The organism is Anaerostipes faecis (genome assembly GCF_910574135.1).
Lineage (GTDB): Bacteria > Bacillota > Clostridia > Lachnospirales > Lachnospiraceae > Anaerostipes > Anaerostipes hominis.
Genome location: NZ_CAJSYK010000002.1, coordinates 264241 through 285398 on the forward strand (window position 1 = coordinate 264241; position 21158 = coordinate 285398).

At 46.1% G+C, this 21158-nt stretch carries 25 protein-coding genes; all 25 read right to left on the minus strand.

The features are described 5' to 3' along the window. The gene (gene purN / locus QGT46_RS03110; protein WP_024726804.1) at positions 1–627 is read right to left on the minus strand and encodes a phosphoribosylglycinamide formyltransferase; all 627 of its coding nucleotides are present in this window, start codon (positions 625–627) and stop codon (positions 1–3) included. Next, a complete protein-coding gene (gene purM / locus QGT46_RS03115) occupies positions 621–1646 on the minus strand; it encodes a phosphoribosylformylglycinamidine cyclo-ligase (protein WP_024726803.1) in 1026 nt (341 codons plus the stop codon). The genes purN and purM overlap by 7 nt, the downstream gene beginning before the upstream one ends. A 61-nt stretch (positions 1647–1707) precedes the next feature. Next, entirely contained in the window at positions 1708–2433 is a 726-nt protein-coding gene (locus QGT46_RS03120; protein WP_148459664.1) for an N-acetylmuramoyl-L-alanine amidase, read from the minus strand. Next, the gene (gene purE, locus QGT46_RS03125) at positions 2426–2929 is read right to left on the minus strand and encodes a 5-(carboxyamino)imidazole ribonucleotide mutase (RefSeq protein ID WP_024726801.1); all 504 of its coding nucleotides are present in this window, start codon (positions 2927–2929) and stop codon (positions 2426–2428) included. Before purE ends, QGT46_RS03120 begins: the two co-directional genes overlap by 8 nt. 60 nt (positions 2930–2989) lie before the next feature. Further along, positions 2990–4978, minus strand: coding sequence for an aminopeptidase (locus QGT46_RS03130; RefSeq protein WP_148459672.1), 1989 nt, complete (start codon positions 4976–4978; stop codon positions 2990–2992). A gap of 16 nt (positions 4979–4994) precedes the next feature. Continuing rightward, a complete protein-coding gene (locus tag QGT46_RS03135) occupies positions 4995–5585 on the minus strand; it encodes an HD domain-containing protein (RefSeq protein WP_024726799.1) in 591 nt (196 codons plus the stop codon). 9 nt (positions 5586–5594) lie between these two features. Next, entirely contained in the window at positions 5595–5924 is a 330-nt protein-coding gene (locus QGT46_RS03140) for a hypothetical protein (protein ID WP_024726798.1), read from the minus strand. A gap of 1 nt (position 5925) precedes the next feature. Beyond that, on the minus strand, positions 5926–6381 hold the full coding sequence (locus QGT46_RS03145) for a VanZ family protein (protein WP_024726797.1): 456 nt from the start codon (positions 6379–6381) through the stop codon (positions 5926–5928). A 14-nt stretch (positions 6382–6395) separates the two neighbouring features. Beyond that, entirely contained in the window at positions 6396–7070 is a 675-nt protein-coding gene (pyrE, locus tag QGT46_RS03150) for an orotate phosphoribosyltransferase (RefSeq protein ID WP_024726796.1), read from the minus strand. Then, positions 7057–7494, minus strand: a complete 438-nt coding sequence (locus tag QGT46_RS03155; RefSeq protein ID WP_148459665.1) for a CBS domain-containing protein — start codon at positions 7492–7494, stop codon at positions 7057–7059. Before QGT46_RS03155 ends, pyrE begins: the two co-directional genes overlap by 14 nt. A gap of 30 nt (positions 7495–7524) precedes the next feature. Continuing rightward, the gene (locus QGT46_RS03160) at positions 7525–8427 is read right to left on the minus strand and encodes a dihydroorotate dehydrogenase (RefSeq protein ID WP_148459666.1); all 903 of its coding nucleotides are present in this window, start codon (positions 8425–8427) and stop codon (positions 7525–7527) included. Beyond that, a complete protein-coding gene (locus QGT46_RS03165) occupies positions 8427–9194 on the minus strand; it encodes a dihydroorotate dehydrogenase electron transfer subunit (RefSeq protein WP_148459667.1) in 768 nt (255 codons plus the stop codon). Before QGT46_RS03165 ends, QGT46_RS03160 begins: the two co-directional genes overlap by 1 nt. A gap of 10 nt (positions 9195–9204) precedes the next feature. Further along, complete coding sequence (gene pyrF, locus QGT46_RS03170) at positions 9205–10128, minus strand: orotidine-5'-phosphate decarboxylase (RefSeq protein ID WP_148459668.1); 924 nt, start codon at positions 10126–10128, stop codon at positions 9205–9207. Between the two features lie 221 nt (positions 10129–10349). Next, a complete protein-coding gene (locus QGT46_RS03175; RefSeq protein ID WP_024726791.1) occupies positions 10350–12005 on the minus strand; it encodes a sensor histidine kinase in 1656 nt (551 codons plus the stop codon). Continuing rightward, positions 12002–12679, minus strand: a complete 678-nt coding sequence (locus QGT46_RS03180; RefSeq protein WP_024726790.1) for a winged helix-turn-helix domain-containing protein — start codon at positions 12677–12679, stop codon at positions 12002–12004. The genes QGT46_RS03175 and QGT46_RS03180 overlap by 4 nt, the downstream gene beginning before the upstream one ends. Next, complete coding sequence (phoU, locus tag QGT46_RS03185) at positions 12676–13329, minus strand: phosphate signaling complex protein PhoU (RefSeq protein WP_148459669.1); 654 nt, start codon at positions 13327–13329, stop codon at positions 12676–12678. The genes QGT46_RS03180 and phoU overlap by 4 nt, the downstream gene beginning before the upstream one ends. A 1-nt stretch (position 13330) precedes the next feature. Next, on the minus strand, positions 13331–14083 hold the full coding sequence (gene pstB / locus QGT46_RS03190) for a phosphate ABC transporter ATP-binding protein PstB (RefSeq protein WP_024726788.1): 753 nt from the start codon (positions 14081–14083) through the stop codon (positions 13331–13333). Between the two features lie 3 nt (positions 14084–14086). After that, the gene (gene pstA, locus QGT46_RS03195; RefSeq protein ID WP_024726787.1) at positions 14087–14986 is read right to left on the minus strand and encodes a phosphate ABC transporter permease PstA; all 900 of its coding nucleotides are present in this window, start codon (positions 14984–14986) and stop codon (positions 14087–14089) included. Then, entirely contained in the window at positions 14986–15837 is an 852-nt protein-coding gene (gene pstC / locus QGT46_RS03200) for a phosphate ABC transporter permease subunit PstC (RefSeq protein ID WP_024726786.1), read from the minus strand. Before pstC ends, pstA begins: the two co-directional genes overlap by 1 nt. Positions 15838–15877: 40 nt before the next feature. Next, on the minus strand, positions 15878–16768 hold the full coding sequence (locus QGT46_RS03205; RefSeq protein ID WP_024726785.1) for a substrate-binding domain-containing protein: 891 nt from the start codon (positions 16766–16768) through the stop codon (positions 15878–15880). A gap of 363 nt (positions 16769–17131) precedes the next feature. Then, positions 17132–18310 carry a hypothetical protein gene (locus QGT46_RS03210; RefSeq protein WP_024726784.1) on the minus strand — a complete coding sequence of 393 codons (1179 nt, stop codon included), beginning with the start codon at positions 18308–18310 and terminating at the stop codon, positions 17132–17134. A gap of 107 nt (positions 18311–18417) precedes the next feature. Next, positions 18418–19686 (minus strand): dihydroorotase, encoded by a 1269-nt coding sequence (locus tag QGT46_RS03215; RefSeq protein ID WP_024726783.1) that lies wholly within the window; start codon positions 19684–19686, stop codon positions 18418–18420. Between the two features lie 138 nt (positions 19687–19824). Continuing rightward, positions 19825–20268 (minus strand): hypothetical protein, encoded by a 444-nt coding sequence (locus QGT46_RS03220; protein ID WP_006568076.1) that lies wholly within the window; start codon positions 20266–20268, stop codon positions 19825–19827. A gap of 99 nt (positions 20269–20367) precedes the next feature. Next, positions 20368–20589, minus strand: coding sequence for a hypothetical protein (locus QGT46_RS03225; RefSeq protein WP_301589526.1), 222 nt, complete (start codon positions 20587–20589; stop codon positions 20368–20370). Further along, on the minus strand, positions 20586–20900 hold the full coding sequence (locus QGT46_RS03230) for a sigma 54-interacting transcriptional regulator (RefSeq protein ID WP_301589529.1): 315 nt from the start codon (positions 20898–20900) through the stop codon (positions 20586–20588). Before QGT46_RS03230 ends, QGT46_RS03225 begins: the two co-directional genes overlap by 4 nt. Positions 20901–21158: the final 258 nt, after the last annotated feature.

Genomic DNA, 21158 nt, shown 5'->3' on the forward strand with positions numbered 1-21158 from the left:
TTATTTCTCGATCTTTACGTGTCCTTCTGAAACTGAAACTTTACCTTTGGCGATCAGATTGATCACTTCAGGAAGAATCACCCACTCTGCCTGTTCCATGATCCGTCTCTGAAGAGTTTCGGGTGTATCATCTTCCCTGACCTCCACAGCTTTCTGCATAATGATCGGACCGGTATCCGTTCCCTCATCCACAAAATGAACAGTAGCACCTGAAATCCTGACTCCTCTTTTCAGAGCCTGTTCATGGACTTTTAGTCCATAGCAGCCCTTCCCGCAGAAAGACGGGATCAGGGACGGATGAATATTGATCATCCGATTTTCAAACTCATGAATGATCTTATCAGGTATTACTACAAGGCATCCTGCCAGCACTACCAGATCAATCTCCCTGCCGGCCAATTCCTGATAAAGTGCCTCATTAAACAATTCTCTGCTCTCAAAATCCTTCGGCGACAGTCCCACCGCTTCGATTCCATGATTTGCGGCGCGCTCCAATGCATAGGCATTTTTATTGTTGCTGATCACCACATCGATCCTTGCGTTGGAAATACGCCCTTCTTCTATAGCATCGATGACAGCCTGCAGATTCGTGCCGCCTCCGGATACTAATACCGCAACCTTTAACATACCGTCACACCTTTTTCGCCGGCTTTGATCTCACCTACTACAAATGCTGTTTCTCCGGCACGTTCCAGGGCTTCCAGCGTATCGTTCACACTCTTTTCATCCACGGCCACCATCATGCCGATTCCCATATTGTATGTATTATACATCATCTTTTCGTCGATATCACCGGTTTTTGCAAGCAGCTTAAAGATAGCAGGCACTTCATATGCATCCTTGTGAACGACCGCATGTGCCCCCTCTGGAAGCATTCTCGGAATATTTTCATAAAAACCACCTCCGGTAATATGGCTGCAGCCTTTGATCTCCACATCCGCTTCTTTAATCGCCTTCAAGGCTTTCACATAAATCTTCGTAGGCGCCAGGAGCGCTTCTCCAAGAGTCGTTCCCAATTCTTCATAAAAAGTTTCCAGAGATTCTTTTGACATATCGAATACCTTGCGCACCAGAGAATATCCGTTGCTGTGGATTCCTGAAGATGCGATGCCGATCAGCACGTCTCCTTCTTTGATCTCTTTTCCCGTAATCAGGTCCTTTTCGTCTACGATTCCCACGGCAAAGCCGGCTAAGTCATATTCGTCCTCCGGATAAAATCCCGGCATTTCGGCAGTTTCTCCGCCGATCAGAGCCGCATCAGACTGCTTGCATCCTTCTGCCACTCCGCTTACGATGGTGGCGATCTTTTCAGGAAAGTTTTTTCCGCATGCAATATAGTCCAAAAAGTACAAAGGCTCTCCACCCGCACATGCGATATCATTGACGCACATCGCCACACAGTCAATACCGATAGTATCATGCTTATCCATAATAAAAGCAAGCTTTAACTTTGTCCCAACTCCGTCGGTACCGGATACAAGAGTCGGATTTTCCATATCTTTAAACTTCTTTAATGAAAAAGCCCCGGAAAACCCTCCGATGTTTGTCAAAACTTCCTCTCTCATTGTGGCCTGCACGTGCTTTTTCATGAGTTCTACGGACTGGTAACCTGCTTCAATATCCACTCCTGCCTTTTTGTAATCCATGTTTTTCCTCCTAAAAATGTATCTTTTTCTATTTAGACCCCGCCCACAGGGAGAGTCTCCTTTATTCTCCGAAATAACAGTCAATGCCGTCTGCAATTCCTTTCGCCATCTTTTTCTGAAAAGAACTCTTCTGCATCTTTTTATCTTCTTTTTTATTCGTCATAAATCCCATTTCGATTAGTGTCACCGGAACTTTACTCCAGTTTGTGCCCGTCAGATCATTCCTCCCTGAAAGGCCTCTGTTCTTGATACCGGTAGTCTTGCAATATTTTTTCAGCACATCCCTGGACAGCTTTTTGCTGGGCTTGCTCAACTTCTTTACATAAGGATTCTTCTTTGTCGGAAATAAGGCCGAAGCACCGCGTACCCTCTTTCCCCCGGCATCTGCATGGAGACGGATACAGACATCGGCGCCGCTTTTATTCACCAGCAGCGCTCTTTTCTTATTACTGATGTTGACGTTCTGCTTTCTTCTTACCATGTAGACTTTATAGCCTCTTTTTTTAAGTTCCCATTTCAGTTTCTTGGCTACACTGAGCGTAAGCTTTGATTCCGGAACCTTTGTCGCCACTCCCTGTGTACCCGATGCCACTTTTGCTTTCTTCTTTCGGGAACCCGGTCCGATGGGCTCTTTCCTGGTGTCACCCTTTTTCTGATGTCCAGCGTCGATGGCCACCATAATCCGACGGTCCCCCGCCAAAGTATCCCGGTTTTGTATTGAAACTCCTGTAAGTCCAGCGCAAACAGCCGTACATAACAGTACGGCTGCAAGTCTTTTCTTATTCATAGTTCTTATATCCAACCTGGTTAAGCTTATCGGCCTTCTTTACGACAGATTCTTTCATGGTTGTCCTATAGTCTTTTAGTTTTTGAAGAAGACCGGCATCAGACGAAGCCAAAATCTGCGCTGCAAGGATTCCGGCATTCTGTCCTCCGTTGATGGCAACCGATGCAACCGGCACTCCGGACGGCATCTGAACAATAGAGTAAAGAGAATCCACTCCCCCAAGATCTGAGGTTTTCATCGGTATTCCGATCACCGGCATCGGGAACAGTGCTGCACACATACCCGGAAGATGGGCCGCTTTTCCTGCACCTGCGATGATCACTTTGACTCCGCGCTCCTCGGCTCCTTTTGCCCATTCAAAGAAAATATCCGGTTCCCTGTGAGCAGAAATGATGGTCATCTCAAAATCAATCCCCATCTCCTCTAAAAAATCTGCCGCCTTGCTCATGACAGGCATATCGGAATCGCTTCCCATAACAATCGCTACTCTTGCCATAATTCTGTCTCCTTTGTCATAATTCGATTTGTTTTCTTCTATTCTACCTACTGGATCCGGTCACGTCAATGGTTCGTTCAGGATTTCTGTGCCCGGGAGGACAAATTTTCCTCCCTGTATCAGGGCTGTTTCCCCGCCTCCCAGTCTGATCACACAGATGGAATCCAGTTCCTCATAGGGAATGGTAATGTCCGTATGACAGTTAAAATATTCTCCTTTTTCAGAAAGACAGTTGCTCTTTGCCACGATCTCTTTTCCGTCCGGATTGTGCAGCTCAGTTGCTTCGCTGTGACTGTAACAGGTGTCTCCCACTGCAAAATGTGGGCCCATTTTCTCAACGATCAGGATCGGGAGCTGATACAAAATTCCAAACTTCTGTGCCATGGCATAGGCCGTAGTATTGGTTCCAACAGCAAACTCTCCCATGGGAAGAGTCTCTCTGTTATAGAGAAGATTCTGCTTTATAAATGCCTTATTTTCTTCTTCTGACTCGAAATTGCGGCAGGAATACTCTGTGATCATACCGTCTTTGAAAACCAGTCTCAGATCAATAAACTTTAGATCTCTTAAATAGACCTCACTTACATGGAGCACTCCGTTAGTCCCGTTTAATTTTGGGGAAGTAAACACCTCACCTACCGGAATGTTTACATCTGCCAGACAATTTTCAAAGTTTGTCTCCTTCTCAGGATCTTCCAGCTCTCGCAGGGCCACATACAGGTCTGTTTCGTTATCTTCTGCCCCCTTTATGTGGACTTCCACACCCTGGTCCAGGGCATCGATCAGATGCTGCTGGATCTTCTTATATTTTTCTTTGTCCAGCGTATTGACCTTAGCCACCTCCTCGAAAATTTCTTCGAAATTTTTCCCGATTTCCGGAAGCGGATATGCAATGATCGTAAAACTCCGCTCCTCCGGCTTCATATACTCGTTGGCTATCTTGCTGGACTCATTTTGGTACTCTACAGAAAGCTTTTCCTGTTTCTCGGAAAGGCGCAGTCCGGTCTCTTTATTCTCCGGTGTAAACGGCAGCTCACCGAACGTCTCCATACATGCGGGACCGGCAAATAAAGCAGCTTCCTCCTTCAACTTTTCATATGCGTTCCGGTAACTTTCCAGCTTGTGACTCATAAAAGCTTTGTTAAAAAAAAGTGCCTGGTCAAATCTGTGGTCATACTCAAACTGCGGATTCGGGCTCGTGGAAATGTATCCCACCTTCGACATCCCCCTTGTGATCACGCCTGCAGTTCCCCGGTATAAAATTGGAGTAAGCCCGATCTCCTGAAACTGCAGCGCAGCCTCCCTGATGATCGGTTCAAATCCCAGGTGATAACGAATATTCACAGTTGCCTTTCTTGTCATGTCAATGTTGTTGATAATAAAACCATCATGGAATCCGTCCACAAACGTTTTCGCAATAGCTTTGATCCGTTCCTTCGGAAGACTGTTTAAAAAAGAAAGCATCTTTGTCTCATTTTCGGAAACGTACTCGCCGTACAGATAAAGCACGTCCGGATCTGACAGATCTGACTTCATCACAATGTCAGATGCCGAGGATACACTTGGATCCAGCTGTTCTCTGACTCGGCTTAAGCAGAGTTCCTGGCTGTAATCACGCATATGGTCGAAGATGACCTGCCTCGCCGTCTTTCTCTCCGGTTCTCCTTCCAGAAACAACTGATAAATCTCTAAAAACAGTTCATTCATGATCGTCAGTTCAAACAGCTGTCCTTCCACCGCATAAATGAAGCACCCCTGTATCTCTGCATACAAAAAACACAAGATATCCCCGAAGTCTTCTCCCAAAGCTTTGCGGGCATAGTCCGGATTTCCATAGCATTCATCATAATGGGACGGCAGAATTTGCCTATACCACTCTTTATTCCACACTTTCAGCAAAGAAAGCTGCTTGTCTTTTACTCCATATACTTCATCGGCAAATAAAAGCCTCTCCGCCATTTTTCTAAAATAATCCAAAAAAGGCTCTTTTACAGAGTCTTCCTGTAAAATAGCCCTGAGCCTTTCCTGATTTAGAAAATGGCGTTCCATCAATAATTCATCCACGTTATAAGCTCCTTTTAATATTTCCGTTTTCTATATTTTTCTCAAAAACATCCTGAATATACGTCCAGAGTACATCAGATCCCTGACTGGTATACTCATTTTTGCTCATAATCTGGTCAATGCAGACGTCATGTTCTCTCCATGCCCTTCCCTCTGTGGCATCATTTAAAAGAACCGGCTGAATCCGGTCCAGTGTATTCGCAAATTTGGACTCCGGAGTTTTGCGGTCCTCAAATTCCTGCCAAAGCTTAAACAGCTCTTCTGCCTGATCCCCGGGAAGAATATTGAAGATCCGTTCCGCTGCTTTCTGTTCCCTGGCCGCCTTTGTTCCGTTTCCTGCTTCATCATATAAATAAGTATCGCCTGCGTCGATTTCCACCAGGTCATGGATCAGGACCATCTTGATCACCTGAAGGACATCCACCGGTTCCTTTGCATATTCAGAGAGAAAAACAGCCATCAAAGCCAGATGCCATGAATGTTCCGCATCATTTTCTTTTCTCTCCCCATTCGTCAGATTCGTCTGGCGGATAATGTCTTTGAGCTTATCCACCTCTATGATAAACTCCATCTGTTTCTTAAGTCGTTCCATAACTCCCTCCTAAATCAATCCGATCAGAAACAAAGCAGCTGAAAACAAAAGCACAGCTCCGTTTGTAATACTTCCGACCACTTTCCAGACCCTGATGGACGCCGTATCGTGATAGCTGCGCACTGCCAGCATCATTCCAAAGACAGAGATGCCAAACAGCACCCACGCAGCTGCGCCGAGCAGTATTCCCCCGTTTCCGGCCGCCTGAAAGGAAGCTCCGACTAAAATAAGATAGCCGAAAATTCCTATGGCTCCGAGAATGCTGGAAACCGCTGACTCCCTGGATACAACATGATCCGATGGACGATAGGCCTGGCGTTTCTTTTTATTAACCCGCATGTTATTTCCTCCGGTAAATCGTGACGGCAATCTTGTAGATCATATAACCGATCAGTCCGCCAATCGTGTTTAACAGTAAGTCGTCCACATCAAAGACCCCAACCTTAAAAATATACTGGCAGCTCTCGATGATCAGACTGAATAAAAAAGATCCGGCAACAACTTTAATGAATCCCCTCTTTTTCTCCGTCATGACAGGGAGCAGAAATCCAAACGGACAGAATGCAAAAACATTTCCGACCAGATTTGTTATGAATGCCTCCGGGGTAAGCAGTGATCTGTACATCCAGAACCGTTTGATCTCTTTAAACAATTCCAGATTTACATGGGATGTGTCATACCCTGTCTCTCTGCCGTAACGCTCACTGAACAGCACAAAATAAAACATCACAATAAGATACAAATAAAATAAAATCCGGCAGCCAAACCTGGCTGCCCTTTTCTTTTTTCTTGTCACAAATAAACCCTTCTTTATTGAACGCCATACTTCTCATAGTATGCGTCAATAGCTGCCTTTAATGTATCGTCAATGATAACTTTTCCATTATAAGGTTTATTATACAGGTGTTCCACCACTTCCTGCATCGTTACAATGGCCGTAGTTTCCAGCCCGTAATTTTCACGGATTTCTTCCAGGGCGCTCTTTGTTCCCTGTCCCCGTTCCATCCGGTCCACAGAAACTACGAGTCCCAAAACATCCACATCGCCCTGGGCTTTCACGATCGGAAGTGTTTCCTGGATCGAGGTTCCGGCTGTGGTCACGTCTTCAATGATCACGACCTTATCTCCGTCCTCGATCGGACTTCCAAGCAGGATTCCTGTGTCCCCGTGGTCTTTTACTTCCTTGCGGTTTGCACAGTATTTGATATCTTTCCCATAGTTTTCAGAGATTGCAATGGCAGCGGCTACACTCAGCGGGATTCCTTTGTATGCCGGTCCGAACAGGACATCAAAGTCAAATCCGAATTTTGCTTCAATGGCCTTTGCATAATAAGTTCCGAGCTTCTTTAACTGGGCTCCGGTCCGGTAAAATCCCGTATTTACAAAGAACGGCGTGTTTCTTCCGCTTTTGGTCACAAAATCTCCGAATTTCAAAACATTGCAGTCGATCATAAATTCAATAAACTCTTTTTTATACTGTTCCATCATGTTCCTCCTTATGTTCAGCCTTCTGATATTCTCTGTAATAAAACCCGATCACATCTTTTCTTGTGACGATCCCGATAAACCGCTGTTCATCGTCGATGACCGGGACAAAATTCTGGTCTTTGATCACATCCACCAGGTCGTCCATATCTGTATTGACCGTCACCGGCCTGTTGTCCCTTCTGCGTTTCATATCTTTTAAAAAGATCAGTTCTGCTTTCTCAAGGTCAAATCCTGCGTCATCCATCATTGCCCAGAGCAGATCCCCCTCCGTCACAGTTCCCACATACCTGCCGTCGCCGGTCAATACGGGAACTGCCGAGTATCCATGGTATTTCATTTTCTCCAGCGCCTGTCTCAAAGTATAATCTTCCGGCAGATATGACACATCTTCCTTAGGCGTCAAAAAAAATAATATGTTCATGCTGGCCTCACTTCCGTCATCCTTTGCAGTTTACTTTACACATCCGATCAATTCCCGGATATCTTCTATGTTATGGCGTTCCATGTAAGACTTGATACCGTCAATGACTTTGACTGCCGCACAGGGGTCCGTAAAATTGGCTGTCCCCACGGCCACCGCAGTGGCTCCGGCCATAATGAATTCCAGGGCGTCTTCCGCGTTTAAAATTCCTCCCATACCGATCACCGGAATCTTCACCGTACTGCACACCTCGTATACCATGCGCACTGCCACCGGCTTGATCGCCGGCCCCGAGAGTCCTCCGGTTTTATTGGCCAGAAGGAAGTCTCTCTTTTCTATATCAATTTTCATTCCGGTCAGAGTATTGATCAGGGAAAGTGCATCACTCCCCGCTGCCTCCGCGGCTTTTGCCATTTCTTTGATATCCGTTACGTTAGGGCTCAGCTTCATGATAATCGGCTGACCTGCCTTTTCTTTCACTGCCTTCGTGATCTCATACAACGCTTTCGGGTCCTGTCCGAAAGCAATGCCGCCTTCTTTAACATTCGGGCAGGAGACATTGATCTCCAAAAGATCCACGGGCTGATCGGAAAGCCGTTCCACCACCTCAATATAATCTTCCACCGTTCTCCCGCAGACATTGACGATCACAGCAGCACCCGCTTTCTTTAAAAATGGCAGGTCCCTCTTTATCATCACATCAACGCCCGGATTCTGAAGTCCTACCGCATTGAGCATGCCCCCGTAAGTCTCAGCCACCCTGGGGGTCGGGTTTCCCTCCCAAGGCACATTGGCAACACCTTTTGTCGTCACCGCTCCAAGGCTGGACAGATCGACAAATTCACTGTATTCCTCCCCGGAACCGAAGGTCCCGGAACCTGTGGTCACTGGATTCTTTAAAGAAACTCCTGCGATCTCTACTCCCAAATTCATCAGAACTCTACCTCCTTTGCGTCAAATACAGGCCCGTCTTTGCAGACCCGTTTATTGTGGACATGGGTGTGACCGTCCACTTCTTTTGATTTACAGACGCAGGCCAGGCATGCTCCTATGCCGCATGCCATTCTCTCTTCCAGGGAAATCTGGGCTTCCAGCCCCATTTCCTCCGCATAAGCTTTCACGCCTTTCAACATAGGAGTCGGCCCGCATGCATAGATCACAGAACCTTCTCCCGCCTGTTCTCTCACGGCATCAATGACATTACCTTTTGTCCCCACGGAACCGTCTTCCGTAGAGACAAGGACCTCGCCGTATGCTTCAAATTCTTCTTTCAGGAACGTATCCTGATTCCTGTAACCGAGCACAATGGTCTTCTCACATTTCAGCTGTTTCGCAAGTTCCAGCATCGGAGGTATCCCGATGCCTCCTCCGATCAGAATTGCTTTCTCATTTTTCATGTTAAAGCCATTGCCGAGTGGTCCCAGCACGTTAAGCCTGGTCCCTGCTTCATAAGTGCTCAGAAGTTCCGTGCCTTTGCCTGCGATCCGGTAAACGATCCTGACCGTTTTGTGTTTTGCGTCAATGCCGCAGATACTGATTGGCCTCGGCAGCAGCTTGCTTCCGTCGTTGACGTAGACAGATACAAACTGTCCCGGCAAAGCCTCTTTGGCCATATCTCCGACGTTCAGTGTCATGTCAAAAATATCTGCGGAAAGCTTCTTCTGGCTGACGATCTCAGCCTTTATATTATGTTTTCCCATATGTCTCTCCTTATTTTACAAATGCCTTTTTCAGATCTTCTTTCATATCCAGCACAGCCTGTCTGGATGCATCCGCATAATTTTCGGCTCCGAATCCGGCGTACTGTTCCTGTTTGTACGCACAGATGATGCCTCTGGAGGAATTGATGACGGCTCCCAGTCCGTCCTCATTAAAGAACGGTTTGAGGTCCTCTGCTTTTCCTCCCTGCGCTCCGTATCCCGGAACCAGAATGTAGTTTTTCGGCATAATCTTTCTTAAGACCTCTCCCATTTTCGGATAGGTTGCCCCTACGACGGCCCCTACATAACTGTAACTGTCTCCCATATGGCTTTCACCCCACATGGCTACTTTCTCTGCCACCAGTTCATACAGAGGTTTTCCGTCCACCAGCTGGTCCTGGAACTCTCCGCTGGATGGGTTGGACGTCTTCACAAGAATAAACAATCCTTTTTTTTCTTCTTTGCACACATCAATAAACGGAAGAATCCCATCGCTTCCGAGGTATGGGTTCACCGTCAGAAAATCTTCATCGAACCCGCGGTATTTTTTGCTGCCCACCTGTACCGCTCCGGCATGTCCCACCGCATAGGCCGCTGATGTGGAGCCGATATCGCCCCGCTTAATATCGCCGATCACCACCAGTCCTTTTTCCTTTGCATATTCACATGTTCTATGAAATGCAGTGAGTCCTTCCACACCGAACTGCTCATACATAGCAATCTGAGGCTTTACTGCCGGGATCAGGTCGTATGTAGTGTCAATAATTCCTTTATTATACTGCCAGATTGCTTCCCCGGCACCCTTCAAAGTTTCTCCGAATTCGTCAAATGCTTTTTTCTTTATCTGGTCAGGCACATAATCAAGCATAGGGTCCAATCCTACCACGATCGGTGCATCCAGCTGTTTTAATTTTTTTACTAATTCATTGATCATGTCAATTCTCCTTTATTTTATGAAAATGGACGTAACACTTGCCGGAGATATTATCCAGCAAAACAGAAGGCGCCACTCTGTAAAAGTTTTTTATCACTATTGGAGGAGCGCATTTTAAAGCGCGACGGAAAGAGTGATAAAAAACTCATACTTAATTGAAATCATACCATAAAAAGAGAAAGAAAAAAAGAGACGATCCAAAAAGGACCGCCTCTTTTAGGCTAAAAAATAACTGCAATTTTTGTTCCCTTTCCCACTTCACTTTCCACTTCGATTTTGGCGCCGTGGTATTTCGCCCCGTGTTTTACGATAGAAAGCCCCAGGCCTGTGCCTTCTCTCTCACTGGAATGGCTTTTGTCTCCCCGGTAAAACCGTTCAAAAATACGATCCGCATCTTCCGGTGGAATGCCGATACCATCATCTTCTACGATCACTGTAGCCCGCCCTTCCATGGCAGCAGCGGTTACAGACACATGACCTCCCCGGTCGTTGTACTTGACTGCATTTTCTATGAGATTATATAACATTTCGTACAAGATCTGACGGACACCAGAGACTGTGCAAGGAGATCCAAGAACATGTAGATCAATCCCTGCCTCTGCTGCCTTCATAGACAGAGAATTTTTAATTTCCAAGGTCATCTGGTACAGATCGATCTCTTCTTTTTCCTGCACAATCTGATTTTCATCCAGCCTGGACAGTTTGATGATACCCTCTATCATGGAAATGAGCCTTCTGGCCTCTGTGTAGATCTTTTCCGAAAACCGGCCTACATCCTCCTGCTTTACGAGTCCGTCTTTCATAAGCTCCGCATATCCTGAAATCGTCGTCAGCGGAGTCTTCAGCTCATGAGATACATTTGCGGAAAATTCTTTTCTAAGTTCTTCTCTTTCTTCTTTTTCTGTCACATCGATCATCATCAGCACCACTCCTTTAACCGCGCCTGATACCGTTACCGGATTGGCCATAAGCAAGTATTTGCGCTCGCGGAATTCCATCACTTCCTCGGAAGGCTCTCCGCCCAAAGCCATCTCCACCGCTCTGCGGAATTCATGGCTGCGGTTGATTGACAATACATTCTGGTTGCTGCACTGGTCTTCATTGATGTCAAGGATCCTGAGGGCACTTGTGTTATAAGAGAGCACCACAGATTTATCGTTGAGGATCAGAAAGCCTTCGCTCATATTTTCTGTAATCGTCGTAAACTCGATCTGCTTTTCCTTGATCTCTCTGATCTTTTCTTTTATGGCCTCATTCTGCCGGTGAATCCTCACCAGCAGAGGCGACAGCTCGTCATAGGTGTTCTCATCTTCCGGATGCTCCAGGTTGATCCGGTTGATCGGTTCGATAATCCTTCCGGTGAGGAGTCTTGAAAGAGCCAGCGCCAAAACAAAGACCACTGCCATCATTAAAATCAGGACAGGCAGTACTCCCTCCACCTGGTTAAAAATAGTCTGAGTCTCCCGGCTGAGCCGTAAGACACTGCCGTCCGAAAGCTTCACAGCATAATAATACGTTTGTTTTTTGAGCGTCTTAGAGATCCTTGTACTCTCCCCGGCCCCGTTTTTTACCGCTTCTTTGAACTCTTTTCTATTTCTGTGATTACTCATAGACTTTTCTTTTCCCGTACTGTCATACAGGACCTTCCCGTCTGAAGCGATCAGCGTGATCCTGCTGATCGTGATATCTTTGTATGCATCCAGACTCTGGTTCTCGTGCTGGTTCAGGGACTCTGCCATATATCCGGCCTCGTTCTGAATCCCCTCTTTTACCTGGGACATATATCTTCCGTAAGCAACCGCAGATAAAAATACCGTAGTGCACACCACCGTGATCAGGGCGATATAACTCATATTCAGAAAAATCTTACGCTTCATTCACTGCCTCCAATGCGGTAACCGATCCCTCTCACAGTCTCAATCATAGCGCCGCAGTTTCCCAGCTTCTGGCGCAGGGTACGGATATGGACATCCACCGTCCGTGTCTCGCCGTCAAAATCATATCCCCAAATATTTGTGAGAAGCTGGTCTCTGGTGAGCACATTGCCTTTGCTCTCCATGAGCATACAGAGCAGGCGGAACTCTTTGTAGGTCAGTTCCACCTTTTCGCCGTCTGCCAGGACCTTATGCTTTCCCACATGGATATAGAGATTTCCTGCCGAGAGTTCTTCCGTCGGCTCCTCTTTTTTTACCCGCCTTAAAACCGCTTTGATCCGGGATACCAGTTCCATCATACCGAAAGGTTTTGTAATATAATCATCCGCTCCGCTGTCTAAGCCCAGCACCTTGTCATACTCGGCGCCCTTCGCCGTCATCATGATCACCGGGATATTCTTTGTCTCAGGATTGTTCCTGATCTTCCTTAAAATACTGATACCGTCTTCACCCGGGAGCATAATGTCCAGAAGCACCAGTTCAGGAATCCTTCCGGCTGAAAGGTCCTTAAAAAAACTGATGCCGCTTTCATATCCCCCCGCATCAAATCCTGTACTCTGAAGAGTGTAGATGACAAGTTCCCGTATGTTTGCATCGTCCTCGACAATATAAATCACAGACTTCCTCCTTTATACTCCCCGGTAATAGAGAATTCCACCCATTCGGCGATATTGCTGGCGTGATCGCCGATCCGTTCAAAATACTTGGCGATCATGACAATCGCTACACAGGCCTCTCCTTTTTCCGGGTCCTCATGGATCAAAGAGATCACTTCTTTTTTTACTTTGGAAAACAGAGCGTCCACCTCGTCGTCTGCTTTGATCACCTCATTCGCGGCATCCAGATCTTTCTTTACAAAAGAATCCACAGCTTTTGTCACCATAGCGATCGTGCTTGCAGCCATCATCAGCACGTGGGTGTGGTTATTCATCACAGTCACCACATCACTCTTTTTTACGATGCCCGCGATGTCCACGGCCTGGTCCCCGATCCGTTCCATATCCGAAACCATTTTGAGTGCCGCAGAGATCACCCTCAAATCCCCGGCCACCGGCTGCTGCTGGAGCAGAAGCTTCATACATCGTCTCTCTATGTCCCGCTCTTTCTGATTGATCTCTTCTTCCAGATCATCGATCCTTAAAATCATCTCTTTGCTCTTTATATCTACCAGTTTCCCTGCCAGATGAATCATATCCTCACAGAGGGCACCCATCTCGATCATTTCAATATTCAGCTGTTCAAGCTGTCTGTCAAACCGATTTCTCATATCAACCAAACCTTCCTGTAATATAGTCTTCTGTTCTTTGATCTTTCGGCATGGAAAACAGTTTATCGGACTTTCCATACTCTACGACTTCCCCTAAAAGGAAAAATGCGGTCTTATCGGAAATACGGACGGCCTGCTGCATATTATGGGTCACCATAATGATAGTATACTTGGATTTCAGCTCTGCCGCAAGGTCCTCGATCTTTGAGGTAGAAATCGGGTCCAGCGCAGACGTCGGCTCATCCATCAAGAGTACTTCCGGCTCCACTGCCAGAGCCCTGGCGATGCAGAGTCTCTGCTGCTGGCCTCCCGAAAGGCCCATGGCACTTTTTTTCAGACGGTCCTTCAGTTCATCCCAGATTGCCGCGTTTCTCAGAGATTTCTCCACGATCTCATCCAGCTGCGCTTTGTTCCTGACTCCATGGGTCCTCGGCCCATAGGCTACATTGTCATAGACACTCATAGGAAACGGATTCGGCTTCTGAAACACCATGCCTACCCGTTTTCTGAGCAGATTAATGTCCATATCTCCATAAATATCTTCTCCGTCCAGAGTGACTTTTCCTGTGATCTTACATCCCTCCACCAGGTCATTCATACGGTTTAAAGATTTTAAAAGTGTAGATTTTCCACAGCCGGACGGACCGATAAATGCCGTGATCTCATTCGGGGAAATATCCAGATCAATCGCTTTGAGTGCTTTAAAATCCCCGTAATATAAATCCAGATTCTGTACTTTAATTTTAGATTCCATGTTCTATCCTTTCGTTATCCGCTTGGCAATAAATGTCGACACCGCGTTGATGATGATCACTACGACCAGCAGGACCACCGCCGTGGCATAAGACTGATTAATATGCAGACCTTCGCTGGAGAGGGCATACATATGGACCGACAATGTTCTCCCGGAACCCATTACGTTGGATGGGATCTCCGCCACTGTTCCGGCCGTATACATCAGTGCCGCCGTCTCTCCCACGATTCTTCCCACTGCCAATATTACTCCCGACAAAATGCCTGGCACTGCAGACGGAAGCACGATCTGAAAGACAGTCCTCAATTTCCCCGCTCCAAGCCCGAAGCTTCCTTCCCTGAAAGAATCCGGGACAGATTTTAATGCCTCCTCGCTGGTTCTCATCACAGACGGCAGAATCATAATCGCCAGTGTTGCAGCTCCCGATAAAATGGACAGTCCCCATTTTAATGTGGTCACAAAGAACAGCATACCAAACAGTCCATATACAATGGATGGAATTCCTGAAAGAGTTTCCGCAGTAATCCTGACGATCCCCACAAGCCGGTTTCCTTTTTTAGCATATTCCACAAGATAGACTGCAGAAAAGATTCCCAGCGGCACTGCAAATAAAAGTGCAAGCGCTGTCATGCTGACCGTGTTGACCATAGCCGGAAAAAGCGATACATTGGTGGATGTATATTTTAAAGAAAACAGATCTTTTGTAAGATACGGAACCCCGTGTACCAGAATATATCCGATCAGATAGATCAAAATTCCCGCCGTAAAGACCGTGGATATCAACACGAGCAGATACAGAAGCAGAGAGAGCGGAGTTCTTTTGTATGAAGAAAATCTCTGTTTCGTTGTGACCTTGTTAACCTGTTTTATGTAGTTTAATGGCTTTGCCGTCATCGCCTCCATCAGAATTCCTCCTTATGTTTTAATGCGGAAAAAGAAAGGTTGATCAGCAGGATAAAAACAAACAGCACCACAGCCGTGGCGATCAGCGCTTCCCTGTGCAGATCCGTGGCATAACCCATTTCCAAAACGATATTCGCCGTCAGTGTCCTGACTCCCTTATAAAGTTCCATCGGCATCCTGGCCTGGTTTCCCGCAACCATGACAACCGCCATGGTCTCTCCTATGGCTCTTCCGATCCCTAACACGACACCTGCCAGAATACCGGATTTAGCCGCCGGCAGCACTGTAAAAAACACACTTCTCTCGTGACTCGCCCCCAGGGCCAGTGAACCTTCGTAATAGCTGTCCGGCACTGCACGGATGGCACTCTCAGAAACACCGATAATCGTCGGCAGAATCATGATCCCTAAAAGCAGTGACGCCGTAAGAATACTGTTTCCGTTGCCACCGAAAATATTTCTGACCATCGGTACCAAAACGACCATACCGAAGAAACCATAGACCACAGATGGAATACCTGCTAAAAGATCCACTGCCGGCTTTAATATTTTATAAAGCTTCCCGCTGCAGAACTTTGCCATGAAGACCGCCGTAAATATTCCGATGGGAACACCTACGATGATGGCTCCCGCCGTGATATAAAGGCTTCCCAGGATCATTGGGAAGATGCCAAAGAATCCATTCTTTGGCATCCATCGCTCTCCGGCCAGAAAGTTTGCCGGTCCGATCTCCCCAATAGCGGGTAAGCCGTTCATAAACAGGAATGCACATATCAGTATGACTGCCAGTATGGAAGTACAGGCTGCGGTCAGAAATACACCTTTCATGATCTTTTCTTTGTACTGTTTCATCTTTATTTCCCCACTATCTCTCTTTTTGCATCAAATGGCCTTATTTCACATCGTCCCAGGAAATCACTTCACCTGTAAAAATACCTTTTATCTGGTCACTTTTAAGCTCGGATACATCGTTTTTCTTGTTTACGATCACTGCAATTCCATCCTGTGCTATGACTGTCGGCTTTACGCCCTTTTTCACTTCACTGTCGGCAAGTTCTCTGGATGCCATCCCGATGTCGCAGACTCCGTCAACTGTGGAAGTCACTCCTGTTGTAGAATCGCTCTGCTGAACTTCGATCTTTACATCTTTGTTAAGTGACGTATAAGCTTCTTTTAACTTTTCCATGACCGGGGTAACAGATGATGATCCTGCCACGACGATCTTGCCTTTTGCCCCGGAGGCTTTGTATGACGCAGCTTTGTCATCGACCGTAATATAACCGTTGTCCGCAACTACTTTCTGACCTTCTTTGCTCATAATAAACTTGATAAAATCTTTAGCCTGGGAATTCAGTTTCTTCTCATTTGTCACAATGTTGAACGGACGCACGATCTTATAAGTCTTATTTTTTACGTTTTCTGTACTCGGCTCTGCTCCGTCAATCTTCAGAGCCTTCACTGTATCATTTAAGGACCCTAAAGATATGTAGCCGATCGCCGCCTCATTTTCAGCTATGGTTGTCATCATAACGGAAGTGGAATTGGTGATCATTGCTTCCGTTGTCGTGTTATCTATCTTATTTCCGTCACTATCTTTTTCTTCTATTCCAAATAACTCAATAAACGCTCCTCTTGTCCCAGACCCGTCTTCTCTGGATACAACGGTGATATCTTCTCCTGCTGCTTTTTTACCTTCGTCTTTGCCTCCGCAGCCTGCCAGTAAAGTTGTCGCTGCCACTGCTGTCAGTAGAACACTTAAAATTCTTTTCCTCATCTTTCTCATAATAATCTCCTTTTGGCTTTTCATCGCTACAAGTCATATCTTACTCGTCCAATGTAAAATTCAAAAGACAGGTTATGTTAAATCTGAGTAAAACTTCACAGAATACTTATCGGTATTTTACTTTTGTGAAGAAAACAAAGTGGGCAAACCCACTTCAGCTCCCCAACACCTCAATCTTTGAGGGCTTGACAACTTTGCGTGCCAGATGCGATTTGCCAAGGGCAAATGATTTCCTCACGCATCTGTGCACAACCCGCGGAGCGTTTTTGTTTCATAGGGAAGGTCAAAGAACTTTCCTATGAAACAAAAAAAGAACCTATGCATCAACACATAGATTCTTCCTTTTTACTTCTCATTCTCAGATCAATACTGATACAGCCAGTAAGACCCGTTTGCCTGTTTTCCTGATTTCATGACCTTTATATAATAGGTACCTTTGCTGCTCTTAAAACTAAATGTTTTAACCTTTTCTCCCGATAAAGACAGGGATTTTACAGGCTTTTTCCTGCCTTTTTTGTAAACGGTAAACCTGATCTTTCCGGAGTTCATATAAGTTTCTGCTTCCATAAATATCTTTTTCCGCTTCTTCGGAACTGAAATTCGGTACCATCTGGACGCTTTTTCTGTCACTGTATACAAATCATACTGTTCCCGAAATCTTTTTAACGTCTTCGCTTTCTTTTTCTTCGTCTTATACTTTGCCGGGATAAATGTCTTGATCACACAGAGCGAATATCCCTGTTCTGTACCTGCTCTTGCTGCAATCCGGTAGGTTCCCTTCTTCAGTCCATAGACAACCGTGCCTGTATCACTGGTAAAATAAGACTTCTGCTGCCGTCCGATATTTTTCCAGCGTCGGCCTTCTCTTCTCTGGACGTAAAATACAACCGGAGTTTTCTGTTTCACGATCGGGGATGCCGTGATATCAGCAGTTCCCCGTTTTCCCATGGTAAAGGAGTGATATGTATATCTTCCCTGCCCGCTCTGAATGTAGGATATCTCATTGGATAGCTTACGCGGGTTATCTTTGATGACAAACGGTGCGATAAAAACCGTGGTAAAGTCTTTCGGCAGCCTCACATAATAGGTTCCCGGTTCTGCCTTAAGTTTCACGGCCCCGTCCGGTATCCGCTGCCCTGCAGGCCTCTTCTGCCTATCCAGGAGAGACGGCATCTGTGCGTTGTCTTCCTCCTGAAAAGATACAAGGATCAGACTTCCCTCTTCCTTCACCCTGAGTTCGACCAGCCTGTCGCTGTGGTCTCTCAGATAAGACTGGGTAAAAGTATACATGCCGTCTCCGTACATCATATACATGGAAGCCTCGTTCATGCTGGTGAACCGGCCCGCTTCCATGATATCCTTATCCATCCCGGAAGCTTTGGCGCCTTTGCCTCCCCGTACATCGGAACCCATGCGGCCTATTGACACGTTGGCTGCATTCTTCCTGTCACCGGCTGAAACAGAAATCGGAAAACCAATGAGCCGGGCACCTAAAACAACGGATAAAATGATACTGGTAAAACAGATACTGCATCTTTTCATAAGACACACCTCCTCCGTAACTGCCCTGTGGAAGCGGCTTAACCTAAATATTATGTCTTAATTATATCATGCAGATATCTCAGAAATATGACATTCTCATGAAGTTTTTAATCCCCGGAAATGTTATAAACAGCGCCTCTGCAAATAGTATAATAAATTTTCCCGTAGAGCTTCCAGCCTTTAAACGGTGAGTTTGAGGCCTTGGAATAAAACTTCTCTACAATATACTCCTCGTCCTCCCTGAACAGAACCAAATCTGCCGGTTTGCCCTCCTGTATCCTTCCCTGTTCCAGGTGATAAAGCTTTGCGGGATTAACCGTCATTTTTTCCAGGAGTTCCATCAAAGTGAGGTGTCCTTCCTTTACCAGTTTTGTAATTCCAAGTCCCAGAGAAGTTTCCAGTCCGGTAATACCGCTCGGTGCCTTTGCAAGGCCTGCTGCCTTTTCTTCCTCAGAGTGAGGCGCATGGTCTGTGGCGATGATCTCTATAGTGCCTTCCTTCAGTCCCTCGATGATCCTCTCCCTGTCTTTTTCCGTCCTGAGAGGCGGATTCATCTTGGCCAGGGAACCGTAGATGAGAACGTCCTCTTCCGTCAAAGTAAAATGATGGGGCGACGCCTCCGCCGTCACACGAGCGCCTTTTGCCCTGGCATCTCTCACGAAATCAACGGCTTTGGCAGAACTGATATGCTGTATATCCACAGATGCCCCGGTCTCCAGCGCCAGCCGGCAGTCTCTTTCCACCATCACCGACTCCGCTTCATCGGAAGCCCCTCCGTACTCAAGCTGTTCGGCAACCTTTCCGGCATTGACTCCCGGACGCTTAATATATTTCGGATCTTCCTCGTGAAGGCTGACCGGAACATCAAGTTTTGCCGCAGTCTCCATAGCCTTGCGGACGATCTCTTCATCCATGAGCGGAAGACCGTCATCTGTAAATCCCAGTGCCCCGTGGGCTTTCAGCTCTTCCATGTCCACGAGTTCTTTCCCTTTAAAACCTTTGGATACCGCCGCAGTCTGGACAAGCCGGATCGGCAGCTTCTGTGCCCGTTTCAAAATGTCATCCAGTATCTCTGTACTGTCCACCACAGGCTTTGTATTTGCCATACAAACCACTGTGGTGACACCTCCGTGAAGGGCCGCCCGGCTTCCTGTCTGCATATCTTCTTTGTGTGTAAATCCAGGGTCTCTGAAATGCACATGGACATCGATCAGACCAGGAGCCACGACCATGCCTTCTGCGTCTATGATCTGTTCATAATTAGCTGTTTCTGTATTTCCTATACTTTTAATCTTTCCATCGGAAAGAACAAGATCGGTCACTTTATCAAATCCGGTTTCCGGGTCCATGACTCTTCCGTTTTTAATTAAAATCATATAATCTCCTCCTGCTGATTTTATTTTATCATAACATATGTGCCTGAATACGGGCAACAAAACAAAGCACAGAGAAATACTGCCCGGCCGGCTAAAAAGCTTTTCCTCTGTGCTTCGTATAAAACTTTGGTATCTTATTTAGTTCAACTGGTCCTTTACCGCCTCCAGTGCGTTTTCCACATCTTCCTCGGTAATCTTCTGAGCCGATTTTACCTTTACTACATAGTTCTTATTTTTCACTGTGATTCCGCCGATGGCCTCATATGCAGTCTCATCGTTGATCTGTTTGATCACCGGGATAAACTCACTGTCTTTGGCAGATAAAGCCTCACCGATCTCGTAGGTATGTCCCTTCTCCTCCAGCGCCATGATCTCCTCTGAGATATGTTCGTCAATATCTTCTTCCAGAATCTCTTTGGATGTTCCCTCGCACTGTTTGTATTGGACACTCATATTCTGAACAAAAATGCTGTCATCCGCAGCTTTTGTATTCATCCTTCCCTTTACAAAAAAGCATCCGCCCACTGCAAGGACGATCCCCACTGCAGCCAAAAACTTTTTATTAAATACCAATTTCCTCATAGTTTCTCCCTTCCTGTTGCCTGATATGATTTAGTATACCAGAAAAGTATGATAAAACTATGCAGAAAATATTACAAATTTCTTAGGATAATAAAAAGATCACAATTTCTCTATATATTGCTTTCGTTTTCTTACAAAGGTAGGCGCTGTCATTCCAAGGCTCGCTGCGGCTTCTCTGACGCTGCCATAAGTCTTAAGATCAATATGCGGATTTCTGTCCCTTTTTACCCTTCTTTTTTCTCTCAGATCCACCGGTATGCTTTCCGGCCCGATCAGGTCCTCACTGCTGATGATCACCGCTCTCTCCACCAGGCTTTTCAATTTCTGATGTTTCCGGGCCGGCGGTACTCTTTCAAGAGTTCCAGTGTCTCGAAAGAAAAGGATTTCTTGAAACCATACTTTTTGTTCAGTTTCCCAAGAAACAGCAGTGCCAGGGATTCAATATCTTTCCTGCGCTCTCTGAGGGGCGGTATATGGATTGGAAACACCATAAGACGATAATATAAATCTTCCCGGAAACTTTTCTGCTTCACCATCTCTTCCAGATTCCGGTTTGTGGCGGCCCCGGCAAAGGCGCCGTGACCCGCGGCCTTGCGCAACTCCGGGAACACTTTAGCCTGACTGCATCTCAAATTATAAATTCATCCTCCCTGATTTGTCTGCACCAAAAAATACACAAAGCCGAATTTATGGCACTCTATTCTGATGTCAGACTCTTTATGAAACAGGACGAGACTATTCTTATGAACATATCTATCAGGATTAGGGTGTCAAAAGACACATTAATAAATATCTGATTTTGTTTGTACCTTGAAAATTTAACACGAATTGGTTTGAGAATATTAAATTTAGAACAATCAACAGAAGGTGAGCTTGATGTTTTGAGTATT

Coding starts and splice junctions, on each gene's coding strand:
- QGT46_RS03205 (WP_024726785.1), bottom strand. CDS start 16,768: ATGAGAAAGATGAGGAAAAGAATTTTAAGTGTTCTACTGACAGCAGTG.
- pstC (WP_024726786.1), bottom strand. CDS start 15,837: ATGAAACAGTACAAAGAAAAGATCATGAAAGGTGTATTTCTGACCGCA.
- QGT46_RS03210 (WP_024726784.1), bottom strand. CDS start 18,310: ATGAAAAGATGCAGTATCTGTTTTACCAGTATCATTTTATCCGTTGTT.
- purM (WP_024726803.1), bottom strand. CDS start 1,646: ATGGATTACAAAAAGGCAGGAGTGGATATTGAAGCAGGTTACCAGTCC.
- pyrF (WP_148459668.1), bottom strand. CDS start 10,128: ATGATCAATGAATTAGTAAAAAAATTAAAACAGCTGGATGCACCGATC.
- phoU (WP_148459669.1), bottom strand. CDS start 13,329: ATGAGAAATCGGTTTGACAGACAGCTTGAACAGCTGAATATTGAAATG.
- pstB (WP_024726788.1), bottom strand. CDS start 14,083: ATGGAATCTAAAATTAAAGTACAGAATCTGGATTTATATTACGGGGAT.
- QGT46_RS03220 (WP_006568076.1), bottom strand. CDS start 20,268: ATGAGGAAATTGGTATTTAATAAAAAGTTTTTGGCTGCAGTGGGGATC.
- QGT46_RS03215 (WP_024726783.1), bottom strand. CDS start 19,686: ATGATTTTAATTAAAAACGGAAGAGTCATGGACCCGGAAACCGGATTT.
- QGT46_RS03155 (WP_148459665.1), bottom strand. CDS start 7,494: ATGAACATATTATTTTTTTTGACGCCTAAGGAAGATGTGTCATATCTG.
- QGT46_RS03140 (WP_024726798.1), bottom strand. CDS start 5,924: ATGCGGGTTAATAAAAAGAAACGCCAGGCCTATCGTCCATCGGATCAT.
- QGT46_RS03130 (WP_148459672.1), bottom strand. CDS start 4,978: ATGGAACGCCATTTTCTAAATCAGGAAAGGCTCAGGGCTATTTTACAG.
- pyrE (WP_024726796.1), bottom strand. CDS start 7,070: ATGGAACAGTATAAAAAAGAGTTTATTGAATTTATGATCGACTGCAAT.
- pstA (WP_024726787.1), bottom strand. CDS start 14,986: ATGGAGGCGATGACGGCAAAGCCATTAAACTACATAAAACAGGTTAAC.
- QGT46_RS03175 (WP_024726791.1), bottom strand. CDS start 12,005: ATGAAGCGTAAGATTTTTCTGAATATGAGTTATATCGCCCTGATCACG.
- QGT46_RS03135 (WP_024726799.1), bottom strand. CDS start 5,585: ATGGAACGACTTAAGAAACAGATGGAGTTTATCATAGAGGTGGATAAG.
- QGT46_RS03120 (WP_148459664.1), bottom strand. CDS start 2,433: ATGAATAAGAAAAGACTTGCAGCCGTACTGTTATGTACGGCTGTTTGC.
- QGT46_RS03160 (WP_148459666.1), bottom strand. CDS start 8,427: ATGAATTTGGGAGTAGAGATCGCAGGAGTTTCTTTAAAGAATCCAGTG.
- QGT46_RS03165 (WP_148459667.1), bottom strand. CDS start 9,194: ATGGGAAAACATAATATAAAGGCTGAGATCGTCAGCCAGAAGAAGCTT.
- purE (WP_024726801.1), bottom strand. CDS start 2,929: ATGGCAAGAGTAGCGATTGTTATGGGAAGCGATTCCGATATGCCTGTC.
- purN (WP_024726804.1), bottom strand. CDS start 627: ATGTTAAAGGTTGCGGTATTAGTATCCGGAGGCGGCACGAATCTGCAG.